Source organism: Micrococcaceae bacterium Sec5.7 (assembly GCA_039636785.1).
Classification (GTDB): Bacteria; Actinomycetota; Actinomycetes; order Actinomycetales; family Micrococcaceae; genus Arthrobacter.
Genome location: CP144169.1, coordinates 765,734 through 792,136, shown reverse-complemented (window position 1 = coordinate 792,136; position 26,403 = coordinate 765,734). Strand labels below are relative to the sequence as shown.

Annotated in this window: 17 protein-coding genes, 2 rRNA genes and 1 pseudogene; 13 read left to right on the top strand and 7 right to left on the bottom strand. The window is 62.4% G+C overall.

Translation table 11 applies throughout. The features are described from left to right. Positions 1-426 precede the first annotated feature (426 nt). The 5 genes from V3C33_03605 to V3C33_03585 all read left to right on the top strand — a co-directional run bounded on the left by V3C33_03605 (position 427) and on the right by V3C33_03585 (position 9,596). Positions 427-3,565 (top strand): 23S ribosomal RNA (locus tag V3C33_03605). Between the two features lie 205 nt (positions 3,566-3,770). Continuing rightward, a 5S ribosomal RNA gene (rrf, locus tag V3C33_03600) occupies positions 3,771-3,887 on the top strand. Positions 3,888-4,433: 546 nt separating this feature from the next. After that, entirely contained in the window at positions 4,434-4,928 is a 495-nt protein-coding gene (locus V3C33_03595; GenBank protein ID XAS68417.1) for an SRPBCC domain-containing protein, read from the top strand. Beyond that, entirely contained in the window at positions 4,921-5,499 is a 579-nt protein-coding gene (locus V3C33_03590; protein XAS68416.1) for an N-acetyltransferase, read from the top strand. Before V3C33_03595 ends, V3C33_03590 begins: the two co-directional genes overlap by 8 nt. Before the next feature lie 776 nt (positions 5,500-6,275). Beyond that, a complete protein-coding gene (locus V3C33_03585; GenBank protein ID XAS68415.1) occupies positions 6,276-9,596 on the top strand; it encodes an RHS repeat-associated core domain-containing protein in 3,321 nt (1,106 codons plus the stop codon). Positions 9,597-10,424: 828 nt separating this feature from the next. Here V3C33_03585 and V3C33_03580 read toward each other — a convergent pair. Next, complete coding sequence (locus V3C33_03580; GenBank protein XAS68414.1) at positions 10,425-10,733, bottom strand: RNase H family protein; 309 nt, start codon at positions 10,731-10,733, stop codon at positions 10,425-10,427. Positions 10,734-10,865: 132 nt separating this feature from the next. Between V3C33_03580 and istA (V3C33_03575) the strand changes: the two genes are divergently transcribed. The 4 genes from istA (V3C33_03575) to V3C33_03560 all read left to right on the top strand — a co-directional run bounded on the left by istA (V3C33_03575) (position 10,866) and on the right by V3C33_03560 (position 15,162). Beyond that, a complete protein-coding gene (gene istA, locus V3C33_03575) occupies positions 10,866-12,419 on the top strand; it encodes an IS21 family transposase (protein XAS68413.1) in 1,554 nt (517 codons plus the stop codon). Then, positions 12,416-13,165 (top strand): ATP-binding protein, encoded by a 750-nt coding sequence (locus V3C33_03570; GenBank protein XAS68412.1) that lies wholly within the window; start codon positions 12,416-12,418, stop codon positions 13,163-13,165. The genes istA (V3C33_03575) and V3C33_03570 overlap by 4 nt, the downstream gene beginning before the upstream one ends. 315 nt (positions 13,166-13,480) lie before the next feature. Continuing rightward, the gene (locus tag V3C33_03565; protein XAS68411.1) at positions 13,481-14,302 is read left to right on the top strand and encodes an RHS repeat-associated core domain-containing protein; all 822 of its coding nucleotides are present in this window, start codon (positions 13,481-13,483) and stop codon (positions 14,300-14,302) included. 695 nt (positions 14,303-14,997) lie between these two features. Continuing rightward, positions 14,998-15,162, top strand: coding sequence for a hypothetical protein (locus tag V3C33_03560; protein ID XAS68410.1), 165 nt, complete (start codon positions 14,998-15,000; stop codon positions 15,160-15,162). A 470-nt stretch (positions 15,163-15,632) separates the two neighbouring features. On the opposite strand, the gene istB is transcribed toward V3C33_03560, so the two are convergent. The 3 genes and pseudogenes from istB to V3C33_03545 form a co-directional block, all read right to left on the bottom strand. Then, positions 15,633-16,442, bottom strand: a complete 810-nt coding sequence (gene istB / locus V3C33_03555; GenBank protein XAS68409.1) for an IS21-like element helper ATPase IstB — start codon at positions 16,440-16,442, stop codon at positions 15,633-15,635. Further along, positions 16,439-18,112: an IS21 family transposase gene (gene istA, locus V3C33_03550; GenBank protein XAS69633.1), complete on the bottom strand. Its 1,674-nt coding sequence runs from the start codon at positions 18,110-18,112 to the stop codon at positions 16,439-16,441. Before istA (V3C33_03550) ends, istB begins: the two co-directional genes overlap by 4 nt. Before the next feature lie 213 nt (positions 18,113-18,325). Then, a pseudogene (locus V3C33_03545) lies at positions 18,326-18,501 on the bottom strand (LacI family transcriptional regulator). A 115-nt stretch (positions 18,502-18,616) separates the two neighbouring features. On the opposite strand from V3C33_03545, the gene V3C33_03540 reads away from it, so the two are divergent. Next, positions 18,617-19,987: an FAD-linked oxidase C-terminal domain-containing protein gene (locus V3C33_03540; GenBank protein ID XAS68408.1), complete on the top strand. Its 1,371-nt coding sequence runs from the start codon at positions 18,617-18,619 to the stop codon at positions 19,985-19,987. Positions 19,988-20,207: 220 nt separating this feature from the next. Continuing rightward, entirely contained in the window at positions 20,208-21,503 is a 1,296-nt protein-coding gene (locus V3C33_03535) for an MFS transporter (protein ID XAS68407.1), read from the top strand. Between the two features lie 20 nt (positions 21,504-21,523). On the opposite strand, the gene V3C33_03530 is transcribed toward V3C33_03535, so the two are convergent. Further along, the gene (locus V3C33_03530; GenBank protein XAS68406.1) at positions 21,524-22,732 is read right to left on the bottom strand and encodes an amidohydrolase; all 1,209 of its coding nucleotides are present in this window, start codon (positions 22,730-22,732) and stop codon (positions 21,524-21,526) included. A 68-nt stretch (positions 22,733-22,800) separates the two neighbouring features. After that, positions 22,801-23,049 carry a hypothetical protein gene (locus V3C33_03525; protein XAS68405.1) on the bottom strand — a complete coding sequence of 83 codons (249 nt, stop codon included), beginning with the start codon at positions 23,047-23,049 and terminating at the stop codon, positions 22,801-22,803. A 15-nt stretch (positions 23,050-23,064) separates the two neighbouring features. On the opposite strand from V3C33_03525, the gene V3C33_03520 reads away from it, so the two are divergent. Both V3C33_03520 and V3C33_03515 read left to right on the top strand, forming a co-directional pair. Next, complete coding sequence (locus tag V3C33_03520) at positions 23,065-23,907, top strand: amidohydrolase family protein (protein ID XAS68404.1); 843 nt, start codon at positions 23,065-23,067, stop codon at positions 23,905-23,907. Positions 23,908-24,208: 301 nt separating this feature from the next. Beyond that, positions 24,209-24,916 (top strand): GntR family transcriptional regulator, encoded by a 708-nt coding sequence (locus V3C33_03515; protein ID XAS68403.1) that lies wholly within the window; start codon positions 24,209-24,211, stop codon positions 24,914-24,916. A gap of 28 nt (positions 24,917-24,944) precedes the next feature. Here V3C33_03515 and V3C33_03510 read toward each other — a convergent pair whose 3' ends face one another. Then, positions 24,945-26,363: a DUF4032 domain-containing protein gene (locus tag V3C33_03510; protein ID XAS68402.1), complete on the bottom strand. Its 1,419-nt coding sequence runs from the start codon at positions 26,361-26,363 to the stop codon at positions 24,945-24,947. Between the last annotated feature and the right edge of the window lie 40 nt (positions 26,364-26,403).

Sequence of the window (26,403 nt, the reverse complement as noted above, 5' to 3'; positions counted from 1 at the left end):
GCTCATGGGTGGAATATCAGCGAATAGCGGCTGCCGGTTTTCTCCGGTGCTTAGTACGGTGTTTTCCTTCGGGAGGGTGCCTGGAACGGTGCGGGGGTGAGTGGGTGGTTTAGTGTTTGGCACACTGTTGGGTCCTGAGGCAACAGGGCCGCGGGTTCATGGCTTTTGCCGTGTCCGCGGGTTTTGTTTGTTTCTGGTTTCCTGGCTGCATCGATCACGCACGTGGTTCTCCTTCGGGGGTTGTGTGTGGGGTGTGTGGTTTGGGGTTGTTGTTTGAGAACTACATAGTGGACGCGAGCATCTTTTATAAGAAGCAATTTCCAAGAATATGAACCTGGATCTGTCCGTGCGTGTGCTGTCTTTCGGGATGGTGTGTGTGGGTGGTTTCTGTGGTTCTCTCGTGAATTAGTTTTTTTGATCTTTTGTGGTCAAGTTTTTAAGAGCACACGGTGGATGCCTTGGCATTAGGAGCCGAAGAAGGACGTAGGAATCTGCGATAAGCCTGGGGGAGTCGATAACCGGACTGTGATCCCAGGGTGTCCGAATGGGGAAACCCCGCCAGGCGCGCGAGTGATCTGGTGACCCGCATCTGAACACATAGGGTGCGTGGGGGGAACGCGGGGAAGTGAAACATCTCAGTACCCGCAGGAAGAGAAAACAACAGTGATTCCGTCAGTAGTGGCGAGCGAACGCGGATCAGGCTAAACCGTTCCATGTGTGATAGCCGGCGGGCGTTGCATGGTCGGGGTTGTGGGACTTTCCGTTCTGTCTCTGCCGGGACAGTGAGGTGAGTAGTACAGGCATAGGTGAACGGTCTTGAAAGGCCGGCCAGAGAGGGTGTGAGCCCCGTAACCGAAATGTTGTGTACCGCCTGGGAAGTATCCCAAGTAGCACGGGGCCCGAGAAATCCCGTGCGAATCTGTCAGGACCACCTGATAAGCCTAAATACTCCCTAATGACCGATAGCGGACCAGTACCGTGAGGGAAAGGTGAAAAGTACCCCGGGAGGGGAGTGAAACAGTACCTGAAACCGTGTGCTTACAATCCGTCGGAGCCAGTCTGATTCTGGTGACGGCGTGCCTTTTGAAGAATGAGCCTGCGAGTTAGTGTTACGTCGCGAGGTTAACCCGTGTGGGGAAGCCGTAGCGAAAGCGAGTCTGAACAGGGCGTTGCAGTGGCGTGATCTAGACCCGAAGCGAAGTGATCTACCCATGGCCAGGTTGAAGCGACGGTAAGACGTCGTGGAGGACCGAACCCACTTCAGTTGAAAATGGAGGGGATGAGCTGTGGGTAGGGGTGAAAGGCCAATCAAACTTCGTGATAGCTGGTTCTCCCCGAAATGCATTTAGGTGCAGCGTTGCGTGTTTCTTACCGGAGGTAGAGCTACTGGATGGCTAATGGGCCCTACAAGGTTACTGACGTCAGCCAAACTCCGAATGCCGGTAAGTGAGAGCGCAGCAGTGAGACTGTGGGGGATAAGCTTCATAGTCGAGAGGGAAACAGCCCAGACCACCAACTAAGGCCCCTAAGCGTGTGCTAAGTGGGAAAGGATGTGGAGTTGCGAAGACAACCAGGAGGTTGGCTTAGAAGCAGCCATCCTTAAAAGAGTGCGTAATAGCTCACTGGTCAAGTGATTCCGCGCCGACAATGTAGCGGGGCTCAAGTACACCGCCGAAGTTGTGGATTTCAGATATTAGCTAAGCCGGAGACTTGTTCTTCTGGTTCAGGCGTCTGGAGTGGTAGGGGAGCGTCGTGTGGGCAGTGAAGTCGCGGTGTAAACCAGCGGTGGAGCCTACACGAGTGAGAATGCAGGCATGAGTAGCGAAAGACGGGTGAGAAACCCGTCCGCCGAATGATCAAGGGTTCCAGGGTCAAGCTAATCTGCCCTGGGTAAGTCGGGACCTAAGGCGAGGCCGACAGGCGTAGTCGATGGACAACGGGTTGATATTCCCGTACCGGCGAAAAACCGTCCATGCTGAACAGGGGATACTAACTGCCCGAGACCTGCCCAATCGCCCTTCGGGGTGTGCGGGTTTTGGTGGAGCGCGGGACCTGATCCTGGGAGGTAAGCGTATTAACAGGTGTGACGCAGGAAGGTAGCTGAGCCGGGCGATGGTAGTCCCGGTCCAAGGATGTAGGGCGAACGGTAGGCAAATCCGCTGTTCATGATGCCTGAGACCCGATGGGACTCCCGTGAGGGGGGATTCAGTGATCCTATGCTGCCTAGAAAAGCATCGACGCGAGGTTTTAGCCGCCCGTACCCCAAACCGACACAGGTGATCAGGTAGAGAATACTAAGGCGATCGAGAGAATTATGGTTAAGGAACTCGGCAAAATGCCCCCGTAACTTCGGGAGAAGGGGGGCCCCCATCGTGAACCACACTTGCTGTGGGGAGCGTGCAGGGGCCGCAGAGACCAGGGGGAAGCGACTGTTTACTAAAAACACAGGTCCGTGCGAAGTCGCAAGACGATGTATACGGACTGACTCCTGCCCGGTGCTGGAAGGTTAAGAGGACCGGTTAGCCGCAAGGCGAAGCTGAGAATTCAAGCCCCAGTAAACGGCGGTGGTAACTATAACCATCCTAAGGTAGCGAAATTCCTTGTCGGGTAAGTTCCGACCTGCACGAATGGAGTAACGACTTCCCCGCTGTCTCAACCATAAACTCGGCGAAATTGCAGTACGAGTAAAGATGCTCGTTACGCGCAGCAGGACGGAAAGACCCCGAGACCTTTACTATAGTTTGGTATTGGTGTTCGGAGTGGCTTGTGTAGGATAGGTGGGAGACGTTGAAACCCGGACGCCAGTTCGGGTGGAGTCATCGTTGAAATACCACTCTGGTCACTTTGGACATCTAACTTCGGCCCGTAATCCGGGTCAGGGACAGTGCCTGATGGGTAGTTTAACTGGGGCGGTTGCCTCCTAAAAAGTAACGGAGGCGCCCAAAGGTTCCCTCAGCCTGGTTGGCAATCAGGTGTCGAGTGTAAGTGCACAAGGGAGCTTGACTGTGAGAGAGACATCTCAAGCAGGGACGAAAGTCGGGACTAGTGATCCGGCGGTACATTGTGGAATGGCCGTCGCTCAACGGATAAAAGGTACCTCGGGGATAACAGGCTGATCTTGCCCAAGAGTCCATATCGACGGCATGGTTTGGCACCTCGATGTCGGCTCGTCGCATCCTGGGGCTGGAGTAGGTCCCAAGGGTTGGGCTGTTCGCCCATTAAAGCGGTACGCGAGCTGGGTTTAGAACGTCGTGAGACAGTTCGGTCCCTATCCGCTGCGCGCGCAGGAAATTTGAGAAGGGCTGTCCTTAGTACGAGAGGACCGGGACGGACGAACCTCTGGTGTGTCAGTTGTACTGCCAAGTGCACCGCTGATTAGCTACGTTCGGATGGGATAACCGCTGAAAGCATCTAAGCGGGAAGCTCGCTTCGAGATGAGATTTCCATACACCCTCGGGTGTGAGAGGCCCCCAGCCAGACCACTGGGTTGATAGGCCGGATGTGGAAGCGAGGACTAACGACTCGTGAAGCTGACCGGTACTAATAGGCCGATAACTTACACCACACACCACCCGTGAACGGATCCTTCAAAAGACGTTCACACCAAGGGTGGTACAAAGAAACAAGACTGCTTGCGTCCACTATGTGGTTCCCAAACAACAAACCCTTACCGGCTTGTTGCAGGGAACACCACAACTGAATAACAACACCACAGTTGTAACACCAGATTTCCCACCCCACACCCCGGTGTGCGGGACGGGAGCAAGGGTTACGGCGGTCATAGCGTGGGGGAAACGCCCGGTCCCATTCCGAACCCGGAAGCTAAGACCCACAGCGCCGATGGTACTGCACCCGGGAGGGTGTGGGAGAGTAGGTCACCGCCGGACACTAATTACAGCTCAGGCCCCGACAACGAACGTCGGGGCCTGAGCCTTTTAACGGTCATTTCAGACCCAAACACCAGCAACCCGGATCCCCGAACCCAGAACGCCGGCACCCGGGGCAGTTTGATTCCGGCCGTTCGCCCAGGCCACAAAGGGCTGCCAGGTGCATGGGCCCACAACTCCGTCGGCTGTCTCAGACCCATTGATTTTTGGAGGGCCGCCACTGCCGTCGCCAAACACCCCCATTCTGAGTGAGCGTATGGTCCCAGCCGCCAGGCGCCTTGTGCTCTCCGGACGGACTCGACGCTTGGGTCCTTACCCGCGCTGCCGCTACGCGCCATGAAAATGACCGGATGGCAGCTACATGGGCGGCGGAGCACGTAGCGCTTGTCCCAAGGTAGTGCTATCTCAGAATGATGTGAGGCGCAGCGGTGCGCCTGCCTGAGGGAAGCTGGCTCCTCCTGCCGTCAACGGGCTCAGTGGCAGGCTCGGTGAGGTAAACATTTCCTGACACAACTTCGGAGCACGTGCCGGGTAGAGTTGGTGCCCATGGATAACCTCTTCAGCCACGCAGCCGATCTGCCGCAGGAACAGCCCGGCCCAGATAACAGTGAGGGTCCGCTCACCTTCGCGGTGGTTGTTCCTGGCCCCGTGGCGCAGGCCTTCACCGGTTTCACAGACCACACGCATCTGTGGTGGCCCCTGGAGTCCAAGAGCGTCTACGGTTCCGGCTCCTATGTGGAGTTCGAAGAGAACTTCATCCTTGAAACAGCCGATGACGGCCGCAAAGCCATCTGGGGAACCATCGACGACTGGCAGCCTCCGCTGTCTTTCCATGCAACCTGGCATCCGGGAACCACGGCGCTTTGGTCCACGGAGCTCCGGGTGGCGTTCAAGTCGGTCGACGGCGGCACTGAAGTGCGCGTGGTGCACAACGGCTGGGAGGGGGCCGAGGATCCGGCAGCCACCCGGGCGGATTACGATGCCGGCTGGCCGGAAGTGCTGGGACGGTTTGTCCGGTTTATGGGCGGCCCGGATGACTGAGCAGGTCCTGCCGGGCATACGTCGGCTCGCTGCGGCGGACTGGGAGGCGCTGCGCGCCATCAGACTCGAGATGATCGCTGATACCCCCAAAGCCTATGTTGAATCCCTCGAATCGGCCCGGGCACAGTCTGATGCGCAATGGCGGCACCGTGCGGAAATGATGGCTGGCCCGAGCAGCATCACGCTGGTGGCGGACGGGCGCGAAGAAGACTGCAGCCCACCAGGCAACGGATTTTTCGCCCTGATGCGTGTTGTGGTGAAGGTGCCCCAGGACGGGAACCTGCCGAAGCAAGCCATGCTCGTCAGCGTCTACGTGGCCCCTGGATTGCGCGGCTCAGGTTTGGCGGACGAGATGTTGCGGCAATCCGTGTGCGCGGCGGCAAACGAGCTCGGGGCGGGAGTGCTGGAGCTGGGTGTGCATGAAGACAATGCCCGCGCCATGGCGTTTTATGTGCAGCATGGGTTCACGGACACGGGGCGGCGTGAACCTTACCCCTTGGACAGGTCCAGCTCGGAAATCATCATGGAACTTCCCCTTGTCCCGAGTGTCAAAGAGGCGGGCGCCAGCTAGCTGAGTGGCGCTGCCGCCCTGCTCACCTCAGCGGAACAGGGGCACCAGGGGCACAGCCGTGCTCGTGCGGACCACAAACTCCGTGGGATACTCCCGGATGAGAATGTCAATCTGAATTGGTACCACTTTGGCAGCCTGACTTGAGCCCACCTTGTGGTGCTAGTTTTGCTGTTTCTTGGTTTGTGCGAGACGGCGGGTCAAGGACTGGATGTGGCTTCAGCCGATCAGGTCGTCCGTGAAGGACTCGCGGACGCGCTGGCCGGCAAATCGGTGTCCATTCCGTCCAAGCGGTACAAGTTCCTCGCCCGCGTCCCGGGCCCTGGTTCCTGATTCGCTGAAGCTCCGACTGGCCAGCCGCGTCCGATAAGTCCGGAGTTTGCAAAAAGAGTCAAGATTCTGACGGGCCTGTAATCCTGCTGTCACAGGACGCCCGGGCGGGCACCCAGCAAGGCCATCCGCAACGTGGATCACGTGTCGACTCGACGACAGAGATGCCTCCAGTCCAGCTCAAAGGCGCGGATTCCTGCCGATTCCTGGATTTATCCCGTCGAGACTCGGCGGGTGGCAGCGGGGATCGTTGCGGATGTCACACGACCATGGAGTGGTAACTCGGGGCCGCCCAAGGGTTACGCCATGGTCTGGAGAAAATGCATCCACATGTATTGCAATGTGCGGCGGCAATCACTGATGATCATCCTGTGCTCATGGGGGCGCGAAGCGGCTCGCTGGGGAGCACATCATATTGGGGGCGCAGCATGGCTGCTTTACGGTCTCTTGTGTCAGGTCTTGTCCTTTCCGCGGTTGTTCTGACGGGCCTGAGCGCCCCGGCAGGAACCGCTTCAACGCCCGCCGTGGTGCCGCCGCGGAGCGTGGCGCCCACGACGCTTGCGCCGGCCGTCTCGGCGCCGATGAACCTGGCGGTGGCGCAGAGCATCCCGCTCAATGACACCCTGCCGCCGGCGGCCGGACCGAACGGACACCTGTCCGGTTCCCTGTCCCCGGCCGGAATGGTCAACCGCAGCCTGACGGACAGCATGAACCTCGCCTGGAACCCGACCACCGGCAACATCCTGGTCACCGGTAAGCTCCTTCATCTCGAAGGCACGGACCGGGACATCGACCTGTCCCTTCGGTACAACAGCATCAACGACGACCGGCCCACCCTCTCGGAGGGCACTTCCGAGACGGCGGTGGCGGTGGGCGCGGACAACTCCGTCACGTACACGGCGGCCGACGGCGGGACGTATAAGTTCGTGCCCAAGACCGGGGGCGGCTGGACCATGCCGGCCGGCCTGAACGCGACCATCACCGCGTTCAGCACCACGGCGGTGACGCTGCGCTTCAACGGCTCGGGGAACACCAACTTCTACGAAAAGGTCAACGGGGTGTTCCGGCTCGCGTTCGCCGGGGACCAGTACAGCAACACCGCGGACCGGATCGCCTACGCCTACGACACCGACGGCCGGCTGGAGACCATCACCACCGTCAACGGCCGGACGGTCCTCTTCGAATACAACGACGCGGACAACACCGGCCAGCCCTCCAAAATCACCGACCAGACCCTGAACCGGATGATCACCATCGATTACGACAGCGACGGGCGCCTGCAGGACCTGACCGACGCCGCCGGCGCGCACGTCAGCTTCAACTACTCCTCCGGGCTGCTGCACAGGCTGACGGACGGCCGGGGCGCCAGGACCGAGACGAGCTACGACGTGAACGGCAAGGCCGCCCAGATCATCTACGACGCCGCCGGCAATGACCCCACCATCCACACCCTGTCCTCCGTGGACGCCACCACCGCGACCCTGACGGACACCGACAACCGCGTGACGACGTTCAAGTTCAACGCGTCCCGCCAGATCACCTCCGTCACCGACCCGCTCGGGAACAAGGTCACGAAGACCTTCGACGCGCACGACAACCAGCTGACCCACCTCGATGATCTGGGCAACCTGAGCACCTCGGCGTACAACCCGAACAACACCCTGGCGAACATCACCTCCCCGGCCGGCGCGACCGGAGGCACACCGAAGCAGATCGCCTACACCTACCCGGCAGCCACCGCCGGGGAGGCGTGGCTGGAGTTCCAGCCCGTCTCCTCCACGGACAGCGAAGGAAACCTCACCGCCTACACCTACGACACCGCCACCAAGCGCCCGTACCAGACCATCACGCCGGGAGGTGCGGCAGGCGGAGGCACCCGCATCACCAGATACCAGGGCGACGCGGCGGCCACGACCTGCGGGGCGCTCCGCGGCCAGCTCTGCAAGACCATCGACGGCAAGGGCAACACCACCTCCCTCACCTACGACGCCGCGCGGAATCCTGTCACGGTCACCCGCCCGGCACCGCTGGGGGTCATCACGAAAACGTTCGACGCCGCCGGACGGGTCGCGACCAGCAAGGACGGCAAGGGCCAGACCGCCACCTACGCCTACGACGGAAACGACCGTTTGCTGCAGATGCGCTTCGGCGCGAGCTGCGTCCCGGCGAGCTGCGTGACCTACACCTACGACGCCAACGGCAACCTCACCACCCGGGTCGACGGGTCCGGGACCACCAGTGTCGTCTACGACCAGCAGAACCGCCCGGCCTCGAAGACCACCGGGGGAGTCACCACATCCCTGGCGTATGACCACGCGTCCAACCTCACCAGCTTCACCGATCCGACCGGGACGGTCGGATACCGCTACGACGACGCGGACCGGGTGACCGCCCTGGCAGAACCGGGCGGGTCCTGCCCGGCCGTCCCGGTGTTCCCGAACAGCACAGGTTGCACCGGTTTCACCAACGACGACAACAATCGCCGGACCGCAACCATGTACCCCACCGGGGTGAAGAACACCACGGTCTACGACAAGGCCGGCAGGATCACCTCCATCACGGCGACGAACACCGCGGCAGCCGTCCTGGCCAAGCGCGCCTACACCTACACGACCAATGCGACCACGCTCAGGGACGGGGCGTTGCGGAAGACCATGACCACCGACACAGGCGCAGTCACCACGTATGGCTACGATGCCGTGCAGCGGCTGAAGTCCGCCGTCACCGGCACCGTGACCGAATCCTGGACCTATGACCTCAACGGCAACCGCCTCACCTCAGCCAAGACCGGTGGGACGACCGTCCATTCGGCCTACAACGCCGCCGACCAGCTGTGCTGGAACGGAGCCGCAGCCGCCGCCTGCGCCTCACCACCGGTCGGAGCCTCGACCTACACCTATGACGCGAATGGCAACCAAACCAAGGGCGGCACACCCACCAGCACCTGGAACACCTTCGACCAGCTGGCCTCACACACCGCGGGATCGACGACCAGCTTCGCCTACGCCGGACCCTCCAACACCGAGCGCACCGCGGCCGGAGCCACCAGCTACCTCAACGGCTCCCTCGGCATCACCCAGCAGACGACCGCCGGCGCAAGCACCTCGTTCATCCGCGACCCGGCGGGTACGCTCATCAGCATGCGCAACAGTGCCGGGGCCAGCTTCTACTACACCACCGACGCGCTCGGCTCCGTCATCGCCCTCACCGACAGCACCCAGACCAAAGCAGCCACCTACACCTACGACTCCTGGGGCAACACCACCCAGACCGGGACACAGGCCGCGGCCAACCCCTGGCGGTACGCCGGCGGCTACAAAGACGACCCCACCGGACTCACGAAGTTCGGTGCACGCTACTACGCCCCCGGCAACGGCCGCTTCACCCAACCCGACCCCTCCGGGCAGGAAGCAAACCGGTACCTCTACGCAGGCCCGAACCCTGTCAACAATACCGATCCGAGCGGACGACTGACCGGGAATGAGACAATTGGCGTGTGCTTGTTTTTCTGCGTAAATTTCGGTCTGTCCCAAGATGATAATGGTGTTTACGGATTCACTTCGGGCTTCGGATTCGGCGGTGCTGGTGCCAATTTATCGGCATCAGTTTCAAACACCAATATTTCCGAAAGTACGTCGAGCCTCGCTCTGACCTGTCCAATCGGCCCCCTTTTCTTCCGCACATCGGCATCATCTTCAGCATTCGGGATCTCGGCCACACTTGGTGCTCCCTGCACCTATGGAATATCGGCCATCACAAGACTGGGCTAGCCGGCTCATGAGGCGAGGAACAGAATCATGCAGTGGTTAGGTGATACAACATGGGTCAATGTTCTGACGGCGGTCTTCTTCGTTCTGATTCTCATCATGGCCTACTTCTTCTTTTTCAAGGGAAGAAAATGAACTGCACGGCCTGAGCACAGCGACACGGAGAGGGTGACATGGGGAATCTAGTTTGGACCGGCCTGGCGGTCGCCTTGATAGGTCTGATTGCAGTTTGGCAGCCGCGTCGGTTGGCTTCGCTTCAACAAAAGTGGGACAAGAGGATGAGTCCTCGGATGGCTCCGTACGTTCGCATGAGGCCAAGATTCATCAGAGCGGTGGGGGCCGTGTTTGTGCTGGCCGGAGCATTAACACTGATATATGCGTTGGTTGCGCATTCATGACGGTTGGAGCCGTATGTAGTCGGGACCTCACCCGCGTGAGGGCTAATAATTGGAAGGCAGGCCGTTGATGAGTGTCATTCCAAACGAAAGTCACCGAATGTGGATTGCCGTCGCGGCCCTCGGGCTAGCGCTGTACTTCGTCATAATGGCAGCCCTCTCCTTTGGCGACGGGGACTGGTTGCTAGGGCTTTTGTTTCTCGTGTTGGCTCTAGTGCTGATTGGCGCCGAACTCGCCAAGTTTCGATCCTGGAAGCGTAGACGCTAGGACGGCGACGGGTTGACTAGCATTTAGGATCCTGGTTGATTGCTACTTTCCCGAACGCAAGCAGCTAAAGGTTGACATTCTTCATGTCTCCTGCGGCAGCCTGCTCTGCGCAGCCGGCGGGTGCAACGGCCTACCCCACGACGCGAATGGCACCACAGGTTATTCAGGTCAGGCGGCGACGAGCTGGTCGCGGAGGTCCCGGAACATCCTCTTGCCGACCTCGTTTGTGACGCCGAATTCCCGGTTGTGGCGGGCCAGGACGGCGAGCCGGTCCGCGGCTTCGTTCATCTCGTTGCCCTGGTGGCCCTTCACCCAGCGGAACTGGACCGGGATGTGGCCGGATTCTTCGAGGATCCTTCGGGCGAGCTTGATCTGATTGGTCGTGCACGCGGCAGGCTGGCGGCAGGCTCCGACGGTACGCAGCAGGCGCAGAGCCGCGCAGGAATCTGACTGAATATTCGCTCTTGAGGGGTCCATGTGTGGTGCGGGTTAGCGCCGGGGTCCGAGCCCACGATTTGCGCTGGTCAGCGCCAGTGTTGGTGTGGTTGAGCGCCACCTGAAAAGCTCCTTCCACCGCGTGAGGGCCACGTGGTGGAAGGAGTACCGGTAATGGTACGGAAGATCAAGGCGAAGCTCGTCTTGCAGTTGCGTAACCAGGGCCTGTCCGGCAGAGCGATCTCGCTTGCTCAGGGCATGTCCAGGCACAGCGTTCAGGCGGTGATCGATGCTGCGGATCAGCTCGGGCTCGGTTGGGACGACGTTGCGGAGAAGTCTGAGGGCGAGGTGTATCTGGCGCTGTTTCCCGGTCGCGGGGTGCGGGAGAGCGTGTTCGCGCAGCCGGACTGGGTCCAGGTGCACCGCGAGCTGGCCAGGGTTGGGGTGACGTTGAAGCTGCTGCACCAGGAGTATCTCGACGGGTGCGGTCGGGCCGGGCAAGCGGCGATGAGTTATGACCGGTTCTGCAGGCTTTACGGCGATTACGCCAACGTCACTGGCGCGTCGTCTCGGGTCGGCCATAAGGCCGGCCGCGGCGTCGAGGTCGACTGGTCCGGGCCGACGATGCAGCTCGTTGACCCGGCAACGGGAGAGGTCTCGAAGGTGTATTTGTTCGTCGCGTGCCTGCCGTTCAGCCGGTATGCGTTCGTGGAGGCGACGTTGGATATGCGGCAGGAGTCGTGGCTGCGCGCGCATGCGGCGATGTTCGCATTCTTCGGCGGCACGGTCCCGAGGCTCGTCCCCGACAACCTCAAGACCGGGGTGATCTCTCACCCGCGCGAGGGCGAAGTCGTCCTCAACGACGCCTATCGGGAGATGGCGGCGCATTATTCGGCGGCGGTACTACCGGGCCGGGTGCGGCACCCGAAAGACAAAGCCAGCGTAGAAAACACTGTCTCCCACGTCGCCACCTGGGTGATTGCGGGTCTGAGGCAGGAGCAGTTCACCAGCCTGGTGCAGCTGCGGGCCCGGATTCGGGAGCAGATCGATGCCTACAACCGACAGCCGTTCCAGAAGCGGGAGGGCTCCCGGCTGAGCGTGTTCACGGCCGAGGAGAAGCCGCTGCTGCAACCGTTGCCGGCGGTGACTTTCGAGATCAGCACCTGGACATATGGGCGCAAAGTAAGCCGGAACGGACACGTGGTCTGGTCAAAAAACTTCTACTCCGTCCCGTTCACCCACATCGGCGCGCATGTTGATCTTCGCGTCACGGACACCGTGCTCGAGATCTATCGGGGTGATGAGCGCCTGACCAGCCACCTGCTGCTGCCCGTGACGACGACGAACCAGTATCGGACGAACGAAGCCGACCTTCCCGAGGGGCACAGCTGGCAAGCCTGGGACCGGGCCCGGATCGACGCCTGGGCGTTACGGATGGGACCGGCGACCGGGACCGTGATCGAGAAGATCTTCGAGTCTGTCCGCATCGAGGAAGCCGGCTACGACCCGGCCCTGGCGGTGCTGCGTCTGTCTCGTAGGTTCTCACCAGCCCGGGTGGAAGCCGCATGCCAGCTCGCGCTGCGCGGTCCGATACGATCGCCCCGTTACGCCCACCTGCGGCCGATCCTGGACACCGGGCAGGACAAAACCGGGCACGTCGAGGAGCCTGATGACCAAGATGGCGGATACGTGCGCGGCAGCTCCTACTACGCAGGAGGGACCCGATGAGCCGCCTGGACACGGAAACCAAACGCAAGCTGCGGGAGATGAACGCGGGCGAGCTGCTGGAGGCCATAGATACCCAAGACGAGACGCTGAGCATCAGCCTGCCGTTCGAAGATCGTCTCCGGCTGGTCGTCGATGACGCCTACGCGTCGTTCACCCATGCCAAAGTCACCGGCCTGATCCGGCGGGCGGGGCTGCGCTACCCGAACGCTGACCTGCGCCGCATCGACCTCCTCGACGAGCGAGGTCTTGACCGGCCGCTGCTGAGCCAGCTCGGCACCTGCTCGTTCGTGGCCCGGCAGCAGAACGTTGTCTTCCAAGGGTTCACCGGGTCGGGGAAGTCCTACCTGGGATGCGCGATCGCTAAACGCGCATGCGAACACCGCATCCGCGCGCATTACGTCCGCATGCCCGACCTCGAGGAAGCCTGGGTCGCCGCCCAAGACACCCCTGGCGGATCCGGCAAGTTCCTGCGCAAATATGCGGCATTCACCCTGCTGGTCATTGATGAGTGGCTGCTGGATCGGCCCACGGAATCGATGCGCACCATGCTGCTGGAACTGATGGAACGCCGCTACGGGGAGACGTCAACAGTGTTCTGCACCCAGTACTCGCAGAAGGACTGGCACCAGCGGCTCGGCTCCGGCGTTCACGCCGACGCGATCATGGACCGGATCATCCACAACACGATCTGGGTCGAGACAGGCAATTACAACATGCGCGAGCACACAGCACTCGCAACCGCCTAGCAACCGTCACGGAGAGCGTCAGCGGCGCCAGGCCCCGCGACCGCTGGCGCTCTCTCGCACGAACCCCGGCGCTGAACCGCACGAACAGGTGGCGCTCAAAGCTTCAAATACTCAATCTGACTGGACCGGTGCGCCCCAGCTTGCGGCGAATGACAGGCAGGAAGTCCACCAGAAACGCTGTGGGGTTGGTAATTACCGACGGCGTCCCGGATTCGGCGATGCCCTGGGCCCAGCGCGGCAAACGGTCTCACCTCAGCCAAGACAGGGGCCACAACTTTCCATTGGGCCTACAACGCCGCCGACCAGCTCTGCTGGATGGGTACCGCCGCTGCGGCCTGCGCCGCGCCACCGGTCGGTGCCTCGACCTACACTTATGACGCGAACGGCAACACCACCAGGGGCGGCACACCCACCAGCACCTGGAACACCTTCGACCAGCTGGCCTCACACACCGCGGGATCGACGACTAGCTTCGCCTACGCCGGACCCTCCAACACCGAGCGCACCGCGGCCGGAGCCACCAGCTACCTCAACGGCTCCCTCGGCATCACCCAGCAGACGACCGCCGGCGCAAGCACCTCGTTCATCCGCGACCCGGCGGGTACGCTCATCAGCATGCGCAACAGTGCCGGGGCCAGCTTCTACTACACCACCGACGCGCTCGGCTCCGTCATCGCCCTCACCGACAGCACCCAGGCCAAAGCAGCCACCTACACCTACGACTCCTGGGGCAACACCACCCAGACCGGGACACAGGCCGCGGCCAACCCATGGCGCTACGCCGGCGGCTACAAAGACGACCCCACCGGACTCACGAAGTTCGGTGCACGCTACTACGCCCCCGGCAACGGCCGCTTCACCCAACCCGACCCCTCCGGGCAAGAGGGAAACAGGTATCTCTATGCAGGGGCCAGCCCCTGCAATTTCACAGATCCCACCGGACTCAGCGCATGTTCTGGACTTACCGCAGCTGCAGCGGGCATCGGAGTATTCGCCGCAGGTCTGTTTGGGTTCTCTCTCTTTGTGGACTCCTCGGTGATCGGCCTCCCGGCAGGATTGAGCCTCGGAGTTCTGTCCGGAGTGGCGGCAGCGTTCGGCGCCCTGACCGCTGGTGCAGCGTTCGTGGCATGTCAGTAAGGAGGTGATTATGTGCGCTACTGGCCATTGATACCGCTCTTCGCGGCCCTACTCGTTCTAGGCGGTTGTTTCCTGTACGTCCGATCGAAGCGTTTAGCGAAAGGGAAGCCATTCCCCGGGCGAACCGTCGTCCTGTTGCTCGTACTGCTCTCCGTCGGACTGTTCCTCTACGCATTGTTCGGTGCTCTCACAACCACTCCTAGTTGAGGACTGATCCTGCCGCGGATTGACAGAACCACGTCCTTGGCCGGAGGTCTTGCTGCTCCTGGTTATTGTCGGGACAATCCTGAACCAACGCCTACTACGGCGGTCTGTAAGGGGCAGAAAAATGGAACAATCTGGTCGCAAAAAGATTTACATAGCGGCGACGGTCCTTCTGGTCATGTCGGCGATCCTTTGCCTCTTTGACGGGCGTTCAGAATGGCTGGGTTCGGCGTCAGTCCTGGGGGCTGCCTACGCGGCGTTCGGCTGGGGAAGGCGCATGTACAGAAGCCCCAGCGCCCAAGACTAGCTCCGGGGTGCCGTAATCTCGTGAATCGGCTGACAACGGAGGTCCAGTGAAATTCTGGGATTTTCCCAACGTGTGGGGTGTGGTCGGAGGCTGGGCAGCATTCGGTCTCTTTTCAGCCCTTACCGGAGCTGCTGGCGGCGGAGCAGGAATCATACACAATTGTTAGCGGGCCCTGGAGGGGTTAATGAACCGTCTATATATTGTCGCCATGTCGCTTCTGGCCGTGGCCGGAGTCATGTCCGTCATGGCAGCAACCGACACCACAGGTCGGGTCATAGGAATCGTGATCACCGCTTCCGGACTCGCCGGTGTCTTTGCAGCGATCATGTCCAGGAAGAAGAACAAGTAACAAAGGCAGCTTGCTTGATTTTTTCATGGCCGGATCACCGCCGGGAACCTGCGCCTGCCCCCGTTACCTAATGGGCTTGGAGGGGTCAGCTGAAGACTCCCGTTACCAAGGTCTTGAGCCGTCGAAAAAGATTGTCCATCTGGCCTCTCCGACCATGGACCGTAGGTTAACCACCGGGGCCGTGCTGTCGGCCAACGTCCACCGGTAACGCGAACTGTAGAGTTCTCACCTCGCGACCCGACCCGGCAGCCTCCGGCAGGGATGAGAATGCCAATCAGATGTGGAGCCGCCGAGCTCTTCCATGAGGGCGAAGCTTTCCCAGGTCGCAACCGTTCAGCTTCCGGGTCCGTCGGGTGATCTGGATCGCCTGAGTGACGTGTGGGAACGCGAGTCCGGTCCCCACGCTTACTGCCTTGATTCTGCGGGTACCGGTGCGGCAACGCTGGGTATCTCCTACCGGGACAATACAGCTAGTGCTGTTGGTTTTTGGTTTGCGCGAGGCGGTAGGAGTCGGTGCCGGTCTCGATGATGGTTCCTTTGAACGTCAGGCGGTCAACGATCGCCGCGCAGAGCCGCGGGTCGGTGAAGGTTTTCGTCCACCGGGAGAAGGATTCGTTTGTCGCGATCGCCACAGACGCTTTCTCTTCACGTTCTGTCAGGACCTGGAACAGCAGTTCGGCGCCGCGCTTGTCCAGTTCCATGTAGCCAAGTTCGTCGATGCAGAGCAAATCCACCCGCCCGTACCGGGCGATGGTTTTCGCCAGGACTTTCTCATCCTCTGCCTCGACCAGTTCGTTCACCAGCCGGGTGGCGAGGATGTACTTGACCCGGAACCCTTTCTCCGCCGCCGCGGTGCCCAGGCCGATGAGGAGGTGGGATTTGCCTGTCCCGGAGTCCCCGATCAGACACAGTGGATGGCCTTTGCGGATCCAGTCCCCGGTGGCCAGGGTATTGACCGTCGCCTGGTTGATGTTCTGGTTCGCGTCGTAGTCGAAGTCGCCCAACCATTTATCGCGCGGAAAGTTCGCGGACTTCACCCGGCGGACGGAGCTGCGCCGGTCCCGGTCATCACACTCGGCCAACAACAGCTCCGCCAGGAATCCCTGATAGGAGAGTTGCTCCTTTCCCGCCACCGTCAGTGCCTCGGTAAGGACCGCCCGGATCGTCGGCAATCGGAGGCGCCGGCAGGCATGATCCACGGCCGCGGTCGCGGCCTCCTCCGTCAGCCCGCGGCGGCGGCGCAGGGTGGTGGAGACAACAACGGGGTTGGTCGGGCTCATGAGATGTTCTCCTGCACGGTCGGGACTGGTGGCGTGGTTCTGCGGGTAAGGAGCTCGTCATAGCCGGCCACCGAGGGCAGGGGCCGGTTATCCGGCGGCAGGCCGGCTATGACGGCTGCCGGATCCGCCAGACGGCGCTGGGTGAGACTGACAATCCTGTGCTCACGCAGATCCGTTGTTGCACCGGAACCGCAATCGGGCCGGACCCACCCCGCACCACCCCGTTCAGAGGCGGCCAGGCGGGCTTCAACAGCGACCACGTCAGCCGTGACGGCGCCGACCTCCAGGGCCGCGGTGATGCCGGCGATCACATCCGCAGCATCCATGGACCGGTGGAGCAGCAGGACATCGACCAGCTGACGCGTGGCCTCCGAATCACCGTCGGTCCGCCTGGCCGCGGCCCAGAACGCGTCATGAGCGGGCGTGAACACCCCGGCTGCCCGGGCCTGCGCCAGTGCGGTGGACCCCGGCAACGCGCCGGGCTTGCGTTTGAGGACTTCAAGGTAATGATCGAGGTTCACCTGGCTGCCCTCACGGCCCGTCATCCGCGGGTGTTTGGCGATCACGGCACGGCCGTCGAAGACAACGACTTCGGAGGCTTTCAAGGAAACCCGGACCCTGTGGCCAATGAACCGGACCGGCACTGAGTACTTCACCATCCGAACCCGGATCAGCGATGACCGGTCAACCCTGGGAGTCAGCACCAGCCCGGGGTCAAAGGCCTCGGCAGGCAAGGGATTGAGCAGTGGCCGCTCGGCAGCGTAGTCATCGGCTACCGGCCGGAGTTTCCCGCTGATCCGGCGCCGGTCATCAGCCTCGTCCCAGACCATGATCTGCTCATTCAACTCAGCCAGCGACGCGACCGCCGGCACCGGGGAAAGGTGGTTGCGGCGGAACCTGCCGACCTCTCCTTCAACCCCGCCCTTCTCATGAGCCCCAGCCAGACCCGGCTGGCAATAAAACGGGTCAAAGCCGCAATGCGAACGAAAAAGCACCCACCTGTCGTTCTCCACCCTTCCGCGACCGGTTCCCAGGACAGTCTTCACCGCGGCCGTGAGATTGTCGTAGCGGATATGCCCGGTGGGGATGCCGCCAATGGTCGCGAAGGCGTCAAGGTGACCCTCCAGAAACGCTTCCTGGCCCTGCGTCGGGTAGACCCGATGGACAGCCTTTCCGGAGAAGGAGAGCCGGAACGCGAACATGTAACACTTCGTGCGGACCCCGGCCAGATCAACCCACACTTCACCAAAATCGACTTCAGCCTCAGCACCCGGGGCGTGTTCCTGAGGAATGAACACCTCCAGAGATGTTTTGCCGGCCTCATACTCGATCCGGACCCGGCGGGCCTTCACATACTGGCGCACCGTCGAATACGAAACCTCTGCCCGGTGTTCATCGATGAGGCGGTCAAAGATCCGCTGAGCGGTATGCCGCTGCTTCCGCGGCGCAACCAGATCCTGCTTCAGCATCTCGTCAATGGCAGGCTTGAACTGATCCAACTTAGGGGCGACCCGGACCGGGATCTTTCGGCTCGGCGGCTCCGCCGATGCCAGCGCCTGACGAACCGTTCGCCGCGCAACACGATACTTCTTCGCCAATCGCCGAATGGACAAGCCATCCATTCGTGCGTCCCGCCGGATCTGAGCAAAAACATCCACCCTCAACTCCATCACTGCCTTCCACCATCGGAAAAACACTCTGACGGAATCAACGGTGGGGTGGGCTCAACTGAAACTGCGATTAATGCTCCGGCGAGTCGCGAGGTGGGCTCAAGTCAGACTGCCAGAGTGGTACCCACTCAAACTGCCATAACCACCCGGACTGCCGCAGAACCGGCCGCCCTCGAGTCCTTCCAGCAAGAGCCGGACTGCCTGCGCACCCTAGCCCCGGGCGTCCTGACTGCTGGTGGTCAGGCCCAGACCTCACCCAGCTCGTGGCCGTCCATCCCGATGCCTGAAAGATCGTACGGAACTCGCTGCCCGAAGTCCCGTGCTGCAAGGATAGTGCCGATCGCCATTTCGTCCGGGGCCTCGAACACCGCGGCAGGACGTTTAACGGCGTTGTGTACGGGCGTGAGCGGCCCAGCCAGCGGCACGGGAGGTCGATGAGTCTACGGACACTGGATCATCCTATGCCTAGACTGGAGGCCGTAACGCGACGGAACTGGAGGCCGCATGAGCAGCATTGTGGACGAGCTCAGAAATATCCTGGAGCCATCAAGGGTCATCACCGACAAAGCCAGCCTGGCCACGTATGCGGTGGATCAGGCCCCGGTACTTGACTATCAGTTGCCCTTGGCTGTGGTTATGGCGGGGTCTGTTGCCGATGTCCAGGCTGTTGTGCGGATCTGTGCCGTCCACGAAGTGCCCGTGGTTGCACGGGGTGCCGGGACCGGCGTTTCCGGCGGCGCCCATGCCAGCAGGGGCTGCATTGTGCTGGCGTTGGAACGGATGAACCGCATTCTGGACCTCAACCCCGACGACGAGACCGCCGTCGTCGAACCCGGCGTGATCAACGCGGATCTCAACGATGCGGCGGCTGCGCACGGGCTGATGTTTGCGCCGGATCCGGCAAGCTTCAGAATGTCCACCATCGGCGGCAACGTGGCCACGAATGCGGGCGGCCTTCGCTGCGCCAAGTATGGCGTGACGCGCGACTCCGTTCTGGCGCTCGACGTGGTGCTGGCCGACGGCTCCCTCATCCACACAGGCCACCAGACGTTCAAAGGTGTTGCGGGCTACGATCTCACCGGCCTGTTTGTGGGGTCCGAGGGGACACTGGGGATTGTGGTGGGCGTGACCGTGCGGCTCAAGTACCTTCCCCACGAAGTTCACACCATCGCCGCGTTCTATCCGGATTTCCGCAGCGCGGCTTCCGGCGTGCTTGCCGTTGGCAAGGCCCGCGTGCAGCCGGCCATCATGGAACTGCTCGACGGCGGATCGCTCGTCCAGCTTGACGAGATCCACGGCTCGGACCTGAGCTCCCGGGGGGCATCGTTGCTGCTGATCCAGACAGACGGCTTCGGCGCGGCGGCGGAGGCAGACGTGGTGCGCGAAGTGCTGGCGGCAGGCGGTGCGGTAGTCACTACTGAGGACAGCGAAGAGGCTGAGCAGCTTGTGGAACTCCGGCGCAACAGCCGTGGCGTGGAAGTGGACGATGAATACCGGGTTGGCGAGGACGTGGCCGTTCCGCGCTCGCGGCTGGTGGACTACGTCGGCGCCCTCGAGACCCTGGCAGCTGCCAATCAGGTGAAACTGAAGGTGGTGGCACATGCCGGCGACGGCAACCTGCACCCGACGTTCTGGGTGGACCGGCTGGACAGCGCTGTCGACGAGGACGCCATGAAGAGGCTCAACACTGCCTTGGATGAGTCCATCGCTGTGGCCCTGGACATGGGCGGCACCATCACGGGCGAGCACGGAATCGGGCAGTACAAGCTGCGCTGGCTGAGCCTGGAACTGCCGGAGCCCGTCCGCGAACTGCAGCGGCGGATCAAGGAAGTCTTTGACCCGGCCGGCATCCTGAACCCCGGGAAGGCGATCTAGCGGAAGCTGCGCGCGGCGGATCCCGAAGCAACCCCCTCTTTAATTTTGGTATTCCAAATACCCTGTATCGGTAAAAACTTCCTGATATGAACGGCCGGGGGAGCCGATTTACTCTTCACCCTGCAGCGAATAGAGTCATTTGGTATACTAAAAGACTTTCATCGGAGATCTTGTGACGCAAGGGCTTTCTGCCCACCGGAAACGCCCGCTCAGGGCCGGGGTGCGAACAAGGGCTCTGGTGCTCGTGGCCCTGATCGCCGTCTCAATAAATCTCCGGCCCACCGTCACCACCGTGGCTGCAGCTATGCCTGAGATCGAACAGGGGTTTGGGCTGGCGCCGCACTTGATGCCGTTGCTGGGCGCGATGCCCGTGGTGGCCTTCGGGATTTCGGCGCCGTTGGGACCGTGGCTGGGACGGCGGTTCGGCGCCGGAGCAGCCGTGGCAATCGCACTTCTTGTTCTAGCAGGTGCGCTCCTGATCCGGGCGTTGGTGCCCGGCCTGCTGCTGCCGGGCACCTTTCTTGCCGGATCCGCGATCATGACCGCCAGCGTGCTGGTCCCTCAGATCCTAAAGGCCAGGGGCGGCAGCGGTTGGTGGACAGGTCTGTGCACCATGGGATTCGGGCTCGGCGCGGCCATGGGCGCAGGGCTCGTACGGCCTCTCGAGCAACTCCTTGGAGGAAGTCTCCCGTGGGCCCTCGCAATGTGGGCTGCTCCGGCGCTGCTGGCGGCCGGCTTGATCCGCCCGAAGGCAAGATCCCGGCCGCACGCAGGCACCAAGCCGGCCCCGCCGACCCGGAACAGGCCGGTCTGGCGGCAACGGACGGCTCTGGCCGTGGCCGCGTTCTTCGGTCTTCAGGCCTTACTGTATTTTGCCGTCACGTCGTGGCTGTCTGCCTTTCTGGTGTCCCGGGGCGTCGAAGCTGCGGACGCTGCCGGAATGCTCGCCTGGTTCAGTATCGCCGGCCTTCCAGCCAGTCTGTTGACGCCGGTACTGGCCAACCGGCCGGCCATCCTGAAGATCGCCACACCCGGCCTGGGCATACTGATAGCGGCCGGCCTGCTTGGCATCCTGGCAGCGCCACAAGGGCTGCAGTTCTGGGCTGTGGGGCTGCTGGGAGCTGTTCAGAGTGCAGGCTTCGGCCTGGGGATGGCGCTGATGGTCATCCGCTCAAACGGACCTCAGAGCGCAGGCAGGCTCTCCGCCATGAGCCAGGGAACCGGCTTCGCCCTGGCGTCCCTGGGTCCGCTGCTGGCAGGCATGTTGCAGCAACTGACCGGGGGATGGGAAACGAGCTTCCTGGTGCTGGCAGGCGTTGCCCTGCTGCTGGCGGTCGCCGGACGTTTTGCGTCGACCGGACCCGGCGTAGGGCCGTCCGGCGGGGAAGAAGCCCGGCAGGAAGAGGCGCAGCAGCTAGAAACCCGGCGGGGACCGGAGGCTGAAGCACCGTCTGTGGCCGAAATGGCGGTGGCCGGTCCCGCCGTTGAAACGGCGGAACCGGCCAAAGGTTCCTGACAGCCGGTCAGCGCCGCCTGCTAAACGAGTTGCAGCTGGTCTGCCACAACAACACCACGGTGGATAACTGTCCGGTCCTTGCCGCGGTCCATAACGGCAGATGCCACGGTTTCCCCGTCCACCAGCAGCAGTTCCGCCGGTGACCCGGGCTCCAGCCCTGGCCGGTCGGCTGTACCCTTCAAGCGTCGGCTGGAGGCATCCAGCACGCTTGCACCGCCGATGGTGGCGATGGCAAGGCAGTGCTCAATCAGCTCGTCCTGCCTGAAATTGTTGGTGAACGCCAGCTGCCACGTGCGGTCCAGCATGTCGGTGTTGCCATACGGGGACCAGTAGTCGCGCTGGCCATCTTCGCCCAGGCCGAAACGGACTCCTGCTTCAGCCAGCAGCGGCAGCGGAAGAATGCCCGAGACTGATGGAGCCACCGAAGCCATGGAGACATCCAACTCGGCGAATTCTGCGATGAGCCGGTGGGTGGTGGCCTCCGATACGCTGCCCAGCTGGTAGGCGTGGGAGAGCGTCACCTTGCCCTGCATGCCCAGCGACCGGGTGCGCTCCAGAATCAGATCAGCACTGAAGACGCCCAACTCGCCCGGTTCGTGGAGGTGGATATCGACGGCCACCTGATACTTTTCCGCCAGTCCGAAGACGATGTTGAGATGCTCCACCGGATCACGGTCAAGAGTGCACGGATCGATGCCACCCATTACTGTTGCCCCGGCTTTGAGGGCCTCCTCCATGAGCGCGGGGGTTCCTGGTTCGCGCAGCAGCCCGGCCTGCGGGAAGGCAATAATTTCGACGTCGGCCTGATCCCGGAAGCGCTCTTTGGCGGCAAGGACGGCCTCGAAGCGCTCAAGGCCGCAATCGACGTCGATCTGCGCGTAGCTGCGCACCCGGGTGGTTCCCCGCGCGATCATTGAAGCGAGCGTGTTCCGGGCTCGTTCCTGGATGGGTGCGTCTGCGTTGCGCCAGTTCTTCCGGTCATTCATCATCATCGCCCAGACACCAGGGGCGCCGGTGTGCTCGCGGAACGGCAGGCCGATCCGGGTTGAGTCCAGGTGGACATGGACATCGGAGAATGAGGGGACAAGCAGCCGGCCGCGGCCTTCGATGACGGTGTCCGCGTGCCTTTGTGGATCGTGGCTGAGGACCTCGGTAATTTTTCCATCGGCAATCAGTACGTCGCTTTGCGGACCGCCCCAGGGGCGGACGGCGCGGATCAGGGTTGTCATTGCTCTCTCCTTCGTGAGTTAAATAAAGCACGCGTTGGCCCGCGGCACACAGCCGCGGGCCAACGGGGTCAGGCTGCGCTGGTCTGCAGCGCGGGGGAAACATCCTGATGATGGCAGGCAGCCTTGTTGTGCGACGGAGGCACGGGCACCTCGGTCATGCACCGCTCCTGCCCTGATGCCGGGAGGATGGCGAACAGCGGGCAACGGGTGCGGAAAACGCATCCGCTCGGTGGATCGGCAGGTGACGGCAGGTCTCCCCGCAACCGGATCTTCTGCTGGAGCCTTGCCAGCCTGGGGTCGGGCAGTTGGTCCTCCACGGCGTCACCACCTCTATGCCCATCGCCTCCGAGGTCCACTCCGAGTGGGCAGAGCCCTACGAAGAGCTGGTGGGAATGGCGGAGTCCAGCCGCCGGCTGGGGTTGAGGGCCTACCTTGGGCTGGCGTACCGCTCCGGAATTAACGTGGTGCTCGAGAATGGCCAAAGGTCGGTTCTGTTCGACGAAGAACGGGGCAGGGAAGGCCTGGCGGACGCTGTCAGGTTCCTGGAGTACACGGAAGCGCTGGCGGATCCCTTGGTCAATGGCGCACTGCTGCCGTGCCGGATCGAAACGCTGGAACCGGCCCTTATGGACGAGACCGCCGTCGTCAGTGCCCGGCGCAATGTGCCGGTGCGCCTGCATGCCCTCCAGGGGCTCATGGAGCGTGAACTGCTGCTGGAACGCTATGGCGCCGCGCCTCTGGAGCTGCTGGAGCAAACGGGGTTGCTTAACGACCGGCTGCTGATCCCGCATGGCGTCTACACAGACCGCAATCCGGTAATCCACGGTGGGGACCGCGGAGAGCAGGGGAAAATTGCACGGGCCGGCGCCTCCATCATCCACTGTCCCCTGACTTCCATGAGGTACGGCGGTGCACTGGACTCTTTCGCGGCCTACCGGGACGCCGGGATCAACATTGCGCTGGGCACGGATTCCTTTCCTCCTGACCTGATCCGCGGGATCGACGCCGGCGTCCAGCTGGCAAAGGTCCTTTTCGGCGGTCCGGGGGCGGGCGACGTCGCGGGTTACTTCGACGCCGCAACGCTGGGCGGCGCGGCGGCTCATAAACGCGGCGATCTTGGCCGGCTGCAGCCAGGCGCCCAGGCCGATATGGTCGCGTTTTCGCTGGGAACATAAGGGACGGTGTCCACGAGGACCCCTTCCGGACACTGATCCTGAACGGTACAGCCAGGCAGGCTGTGCTGTCCGTGGTGGCGGGCCGGACGCTCATGCGCGACGGCCCGATTGCAGGCCTGGACTTGGCAGAATGGCGGCAGACGGCTCAAGCGTTGTTTGACAAGATGCGGGCCGGCTACAGCATCCGGGACACGGAACGCAGGGCCCCGGATGAGCTGTTTCCGCCCGTGTATGCTCGGTTGGAGCGCTGATGGGTCCTGACTTCAGAGCACAGGGAACCTGCACGATAGGAAGTTGACAAGTGGCGAAGTTACAGCGGGTCCCTGAGCCGGAGCACACCGCTCCGGCGGAAGCACACCGCGACGACGAAGCCCGTGCGGAGCAGATCTACCAGCTGGTGCTGGAAGGAATCGTAGCCGGGAAGTTCGCTCAGGGCATGCGGCTGCGCGAACGGGAACTGTCCGAGATGTACGACGTCTCACGCATTCCGGTGCGGGAGGCAATCCAGCGGCTGGAGCAGGACGGCTTCGTGGCCACTTTCCCCCGGCGGGGAGCCGTGGTCCGGCAACTGACTCTGACCGATGTCAACGAGTTATTCGACGTTAGGCTGTGCCTCGAATCCTTTGCCGCGCGGCGCGCGGCTGAGCGGGTGGGGGCAGGGCACCCGGCGGAGGGGCTGAAGGAACTGGTGGACGAGACACGCCGGGCCATCGATGAGAACCGGCCGGACGACGTCGTCCTCATCAGTACTGCTTTCCACGCCGAGATTGTCCGCCTGACCGGGAACACCCTCCTCATTGAGTCCGTGAAGCCGCTGTTCGGCCGGATGCGCTGGATATTCGGGCTGGCCCACAACCGTAGCAATGAGCTGCAGCGCGATGAACACGTAGAACTCTGCAGAGCCATCCTGTCGGGCCAGTCGGAGCTTGCAGCTGCGCTTTCTTACTCGCATATTGAGCTGGGGCGGGCGCCGGTCCTCGCCGGGCTGGCCGGAACGCTGGAGCCCTGACCCCCTGCATCCGGCTGCGAAAAGGCACTTAGTCGTCCGCGTCCGGGTACTCGTCCTCCGTCTCGTCGGCGCCGTAGCGTGACTCCTCGTTTTCCACTTCCAGGATCTTGAGCAGCGCGGTGTCCGGGTTGAGCATAATGGCGGCCTCGTCCCGGCGGTGCCGCAGCACGGAGTCGATGTAGGACTGGACGGCTTCCGCCAGCGGAATGTGGCGGTTCTCCTCCTCGGACATGTACCAGCGGTGTTCGAGGATTTCGTGCACGGCTTCGGCGGGTTCGAGCTTTCCGGAAAGATCGCGGGGGATGGACCGGACGATCGGCTCGAAGATCTGGCTGACCCACATGTGGGCGCTGTACTCCTCATCCATCTCCGGGTTGTTGTCCGCGCGGAAGGAGTCCATGTCATTGAGCAGGCGGCGAGCCTGGTTCTCCTGTGCATCCAGCCCGGTGAGCCGGAGGAGCCGCCGCTGGTGGTGGCCGGCGTCCACCACCTTGGGCTGCAGCTGGATGGTGGTGCCGTTCTGCGTGGTTTTGATGACGTACTCCTCGACATCGAAACCCAGCTCGTTGAGGCGGCGGATGCGGGCGCCCACGCGCCAGCGCTCTCCCAGTTCAAAGGATTCCTTCTCTGTCAGTTCAGTCCAGAGGCGGCGGTAGCTGTCCATAATGAGTTCGCTCGTGGCCACCGGGTCCACTTTGTCCTCGATCAGGCCGCCCTCGAGTAGGTCCATCAGCTCGCCTGCGATGTTGACGCGGGCAATCTCGAGATCATATTCACGCTGGCCGGTGGACAGATCCGGATACAGCTCGCCGGTCTCCGCATCCACGAGGTAGGCGGCGAAGGCTCCGGCGTCGCGCCGGAACAGGGTGTTGGAGAGCGAAACGTCACCCCAATAGAAGCCGATCAGGTGCAGCCGCACCATCAGCAGAGCCTGGGCATCGATGAGGCGAGTCAGGGTGTCCTTGCGCAGCATCTGTGAAAAGAGCGCGCGGTACGGCATGGAGAACTTGAGGTGCCGGGTGACGAGCACGGGGTTCAATGGCCTGCCGTCCGGGGTGGTGCGTCCGGTGATAACAGCCACGGGCTCCACGCACGGGACGTCCAGCCGCGCCAGCTTGCGGAGCATGTGGTATTCGTGGCGGGCAACGTGTTCCGAGGTTTCTTTGATGGCAATGACCGAGCCGCCAAGGTGGGCGAAGCGCACAATGTGCCGGGAGATGCCACGGGGAAGTGCCGCGAGGTTCTCGGCCGGCCAGTCCTCCAGCGCGATGTGCCAGGGCAGATCCAGGAGCTCGGGGTCGGCTGCTGCGGCCGTAATGTTCAGCGAGCTGGAGACCGCGGACGATTTGTCATCATTGGCGCTGGCCGCCTGAAACCGCGGGAGTTTGCCGACCTGCCCGTAGTCAGTGGGTTCGTCGTGCCATCGGGCGCTGTTTTCCTCGGTCATGGGTCAATTCTTCCGTAGGTTGGGGCACCAGGCCTAAACA

Bases quoted from the DNA above. Each gene is read 5' to 3' on its own strand.
- V3C33_03595 (XAS68417.1), top strand. From the start codon at position 4,434: ATGGATAACCTCTTCAGCCACGCAGCCGATCTGCCGCAGGAACAGCCC.
- V3C33_03590 (XAS68416.1), top strand. From the start codon at position 4,921: ATGACTGAGCAGGTCCTGCCGGGCATACGTCGGCTCGCTGCGGCGGAC.
- V3C33_03580 (XAS68414.1), bottom strand. From the start codon at position 10,733: ATGGACCCCTCAAGAGCGAATATTCAGTCAGATTCCTGCGCGGCTCTG.
- istA (XAS68413.1), top strand. From the start codon at position 10,866: ATGGTACGGAAGATCAAGGCGAAGCTCGTCTTGCAGTTGCGTAACCAG.
- V3C33_03570 (XAS68412.1), top strand. From the start codon at position 12,416: ATGAGCCGCCTGGACACGGAAACCAAACGCAAGCTGCGGGAGATGAAC.
- V3C33_03565 (XAS68411.1), top strand. From the start codon at position 13,481: ATGGGTACCGCCGCTGCGGCCTGCGCCGCGCCACCGGTCGGTGCCTCG.
- V3C33_03560 (XAS68410.1), top strand. From the start codon at position 14,998: ATGAACCGTCTATATATTGTCGCCATGTCGCTTCTGGCCGTGGCCGGA.
- istB (XAS68409.1), bottom strand. From the start codon at position 16,442: ATGAGCCCGACCAACCCCGTTGTTGTCTCCACCACCCTGCGCCGCCGC.
- istA (XAS69633.1), bottom strand. From the start codon at position 18,112: ATGGAGTTGAGGGTGGATGTTTTTGCTCAGATCCGGCGGGACGCACGA.
- V3C33_03540 (XAS68408.1), top strand. From the start codon at position 18,617: ATGAGCAGCATTGTGGACGAGCTCAGAAATATCCTGGAGCCATCAAGG.
- V3C33_03530 (XAS68406.1), bottom strand. From the start codon at position 22,732: ATGACAACCCTGATCCGCGCCGTCCGCCCCTGGGGCGGTCCGCAAAGC.
- V3C33_03520 (XAS68404.1), top strand. From the start codon at position 23,065: ATGCCCATCGCCTCCGAGGTCCACTCCGAGTGGGCAGAGCCCTACGAA.
- V3C33_03510 (XAS68402.1), bottom strand. From the start codon at position 26,363: ATGACCGAGGAAAACAGCGCCCGATGGCACGACGAACCCACTGACTAC.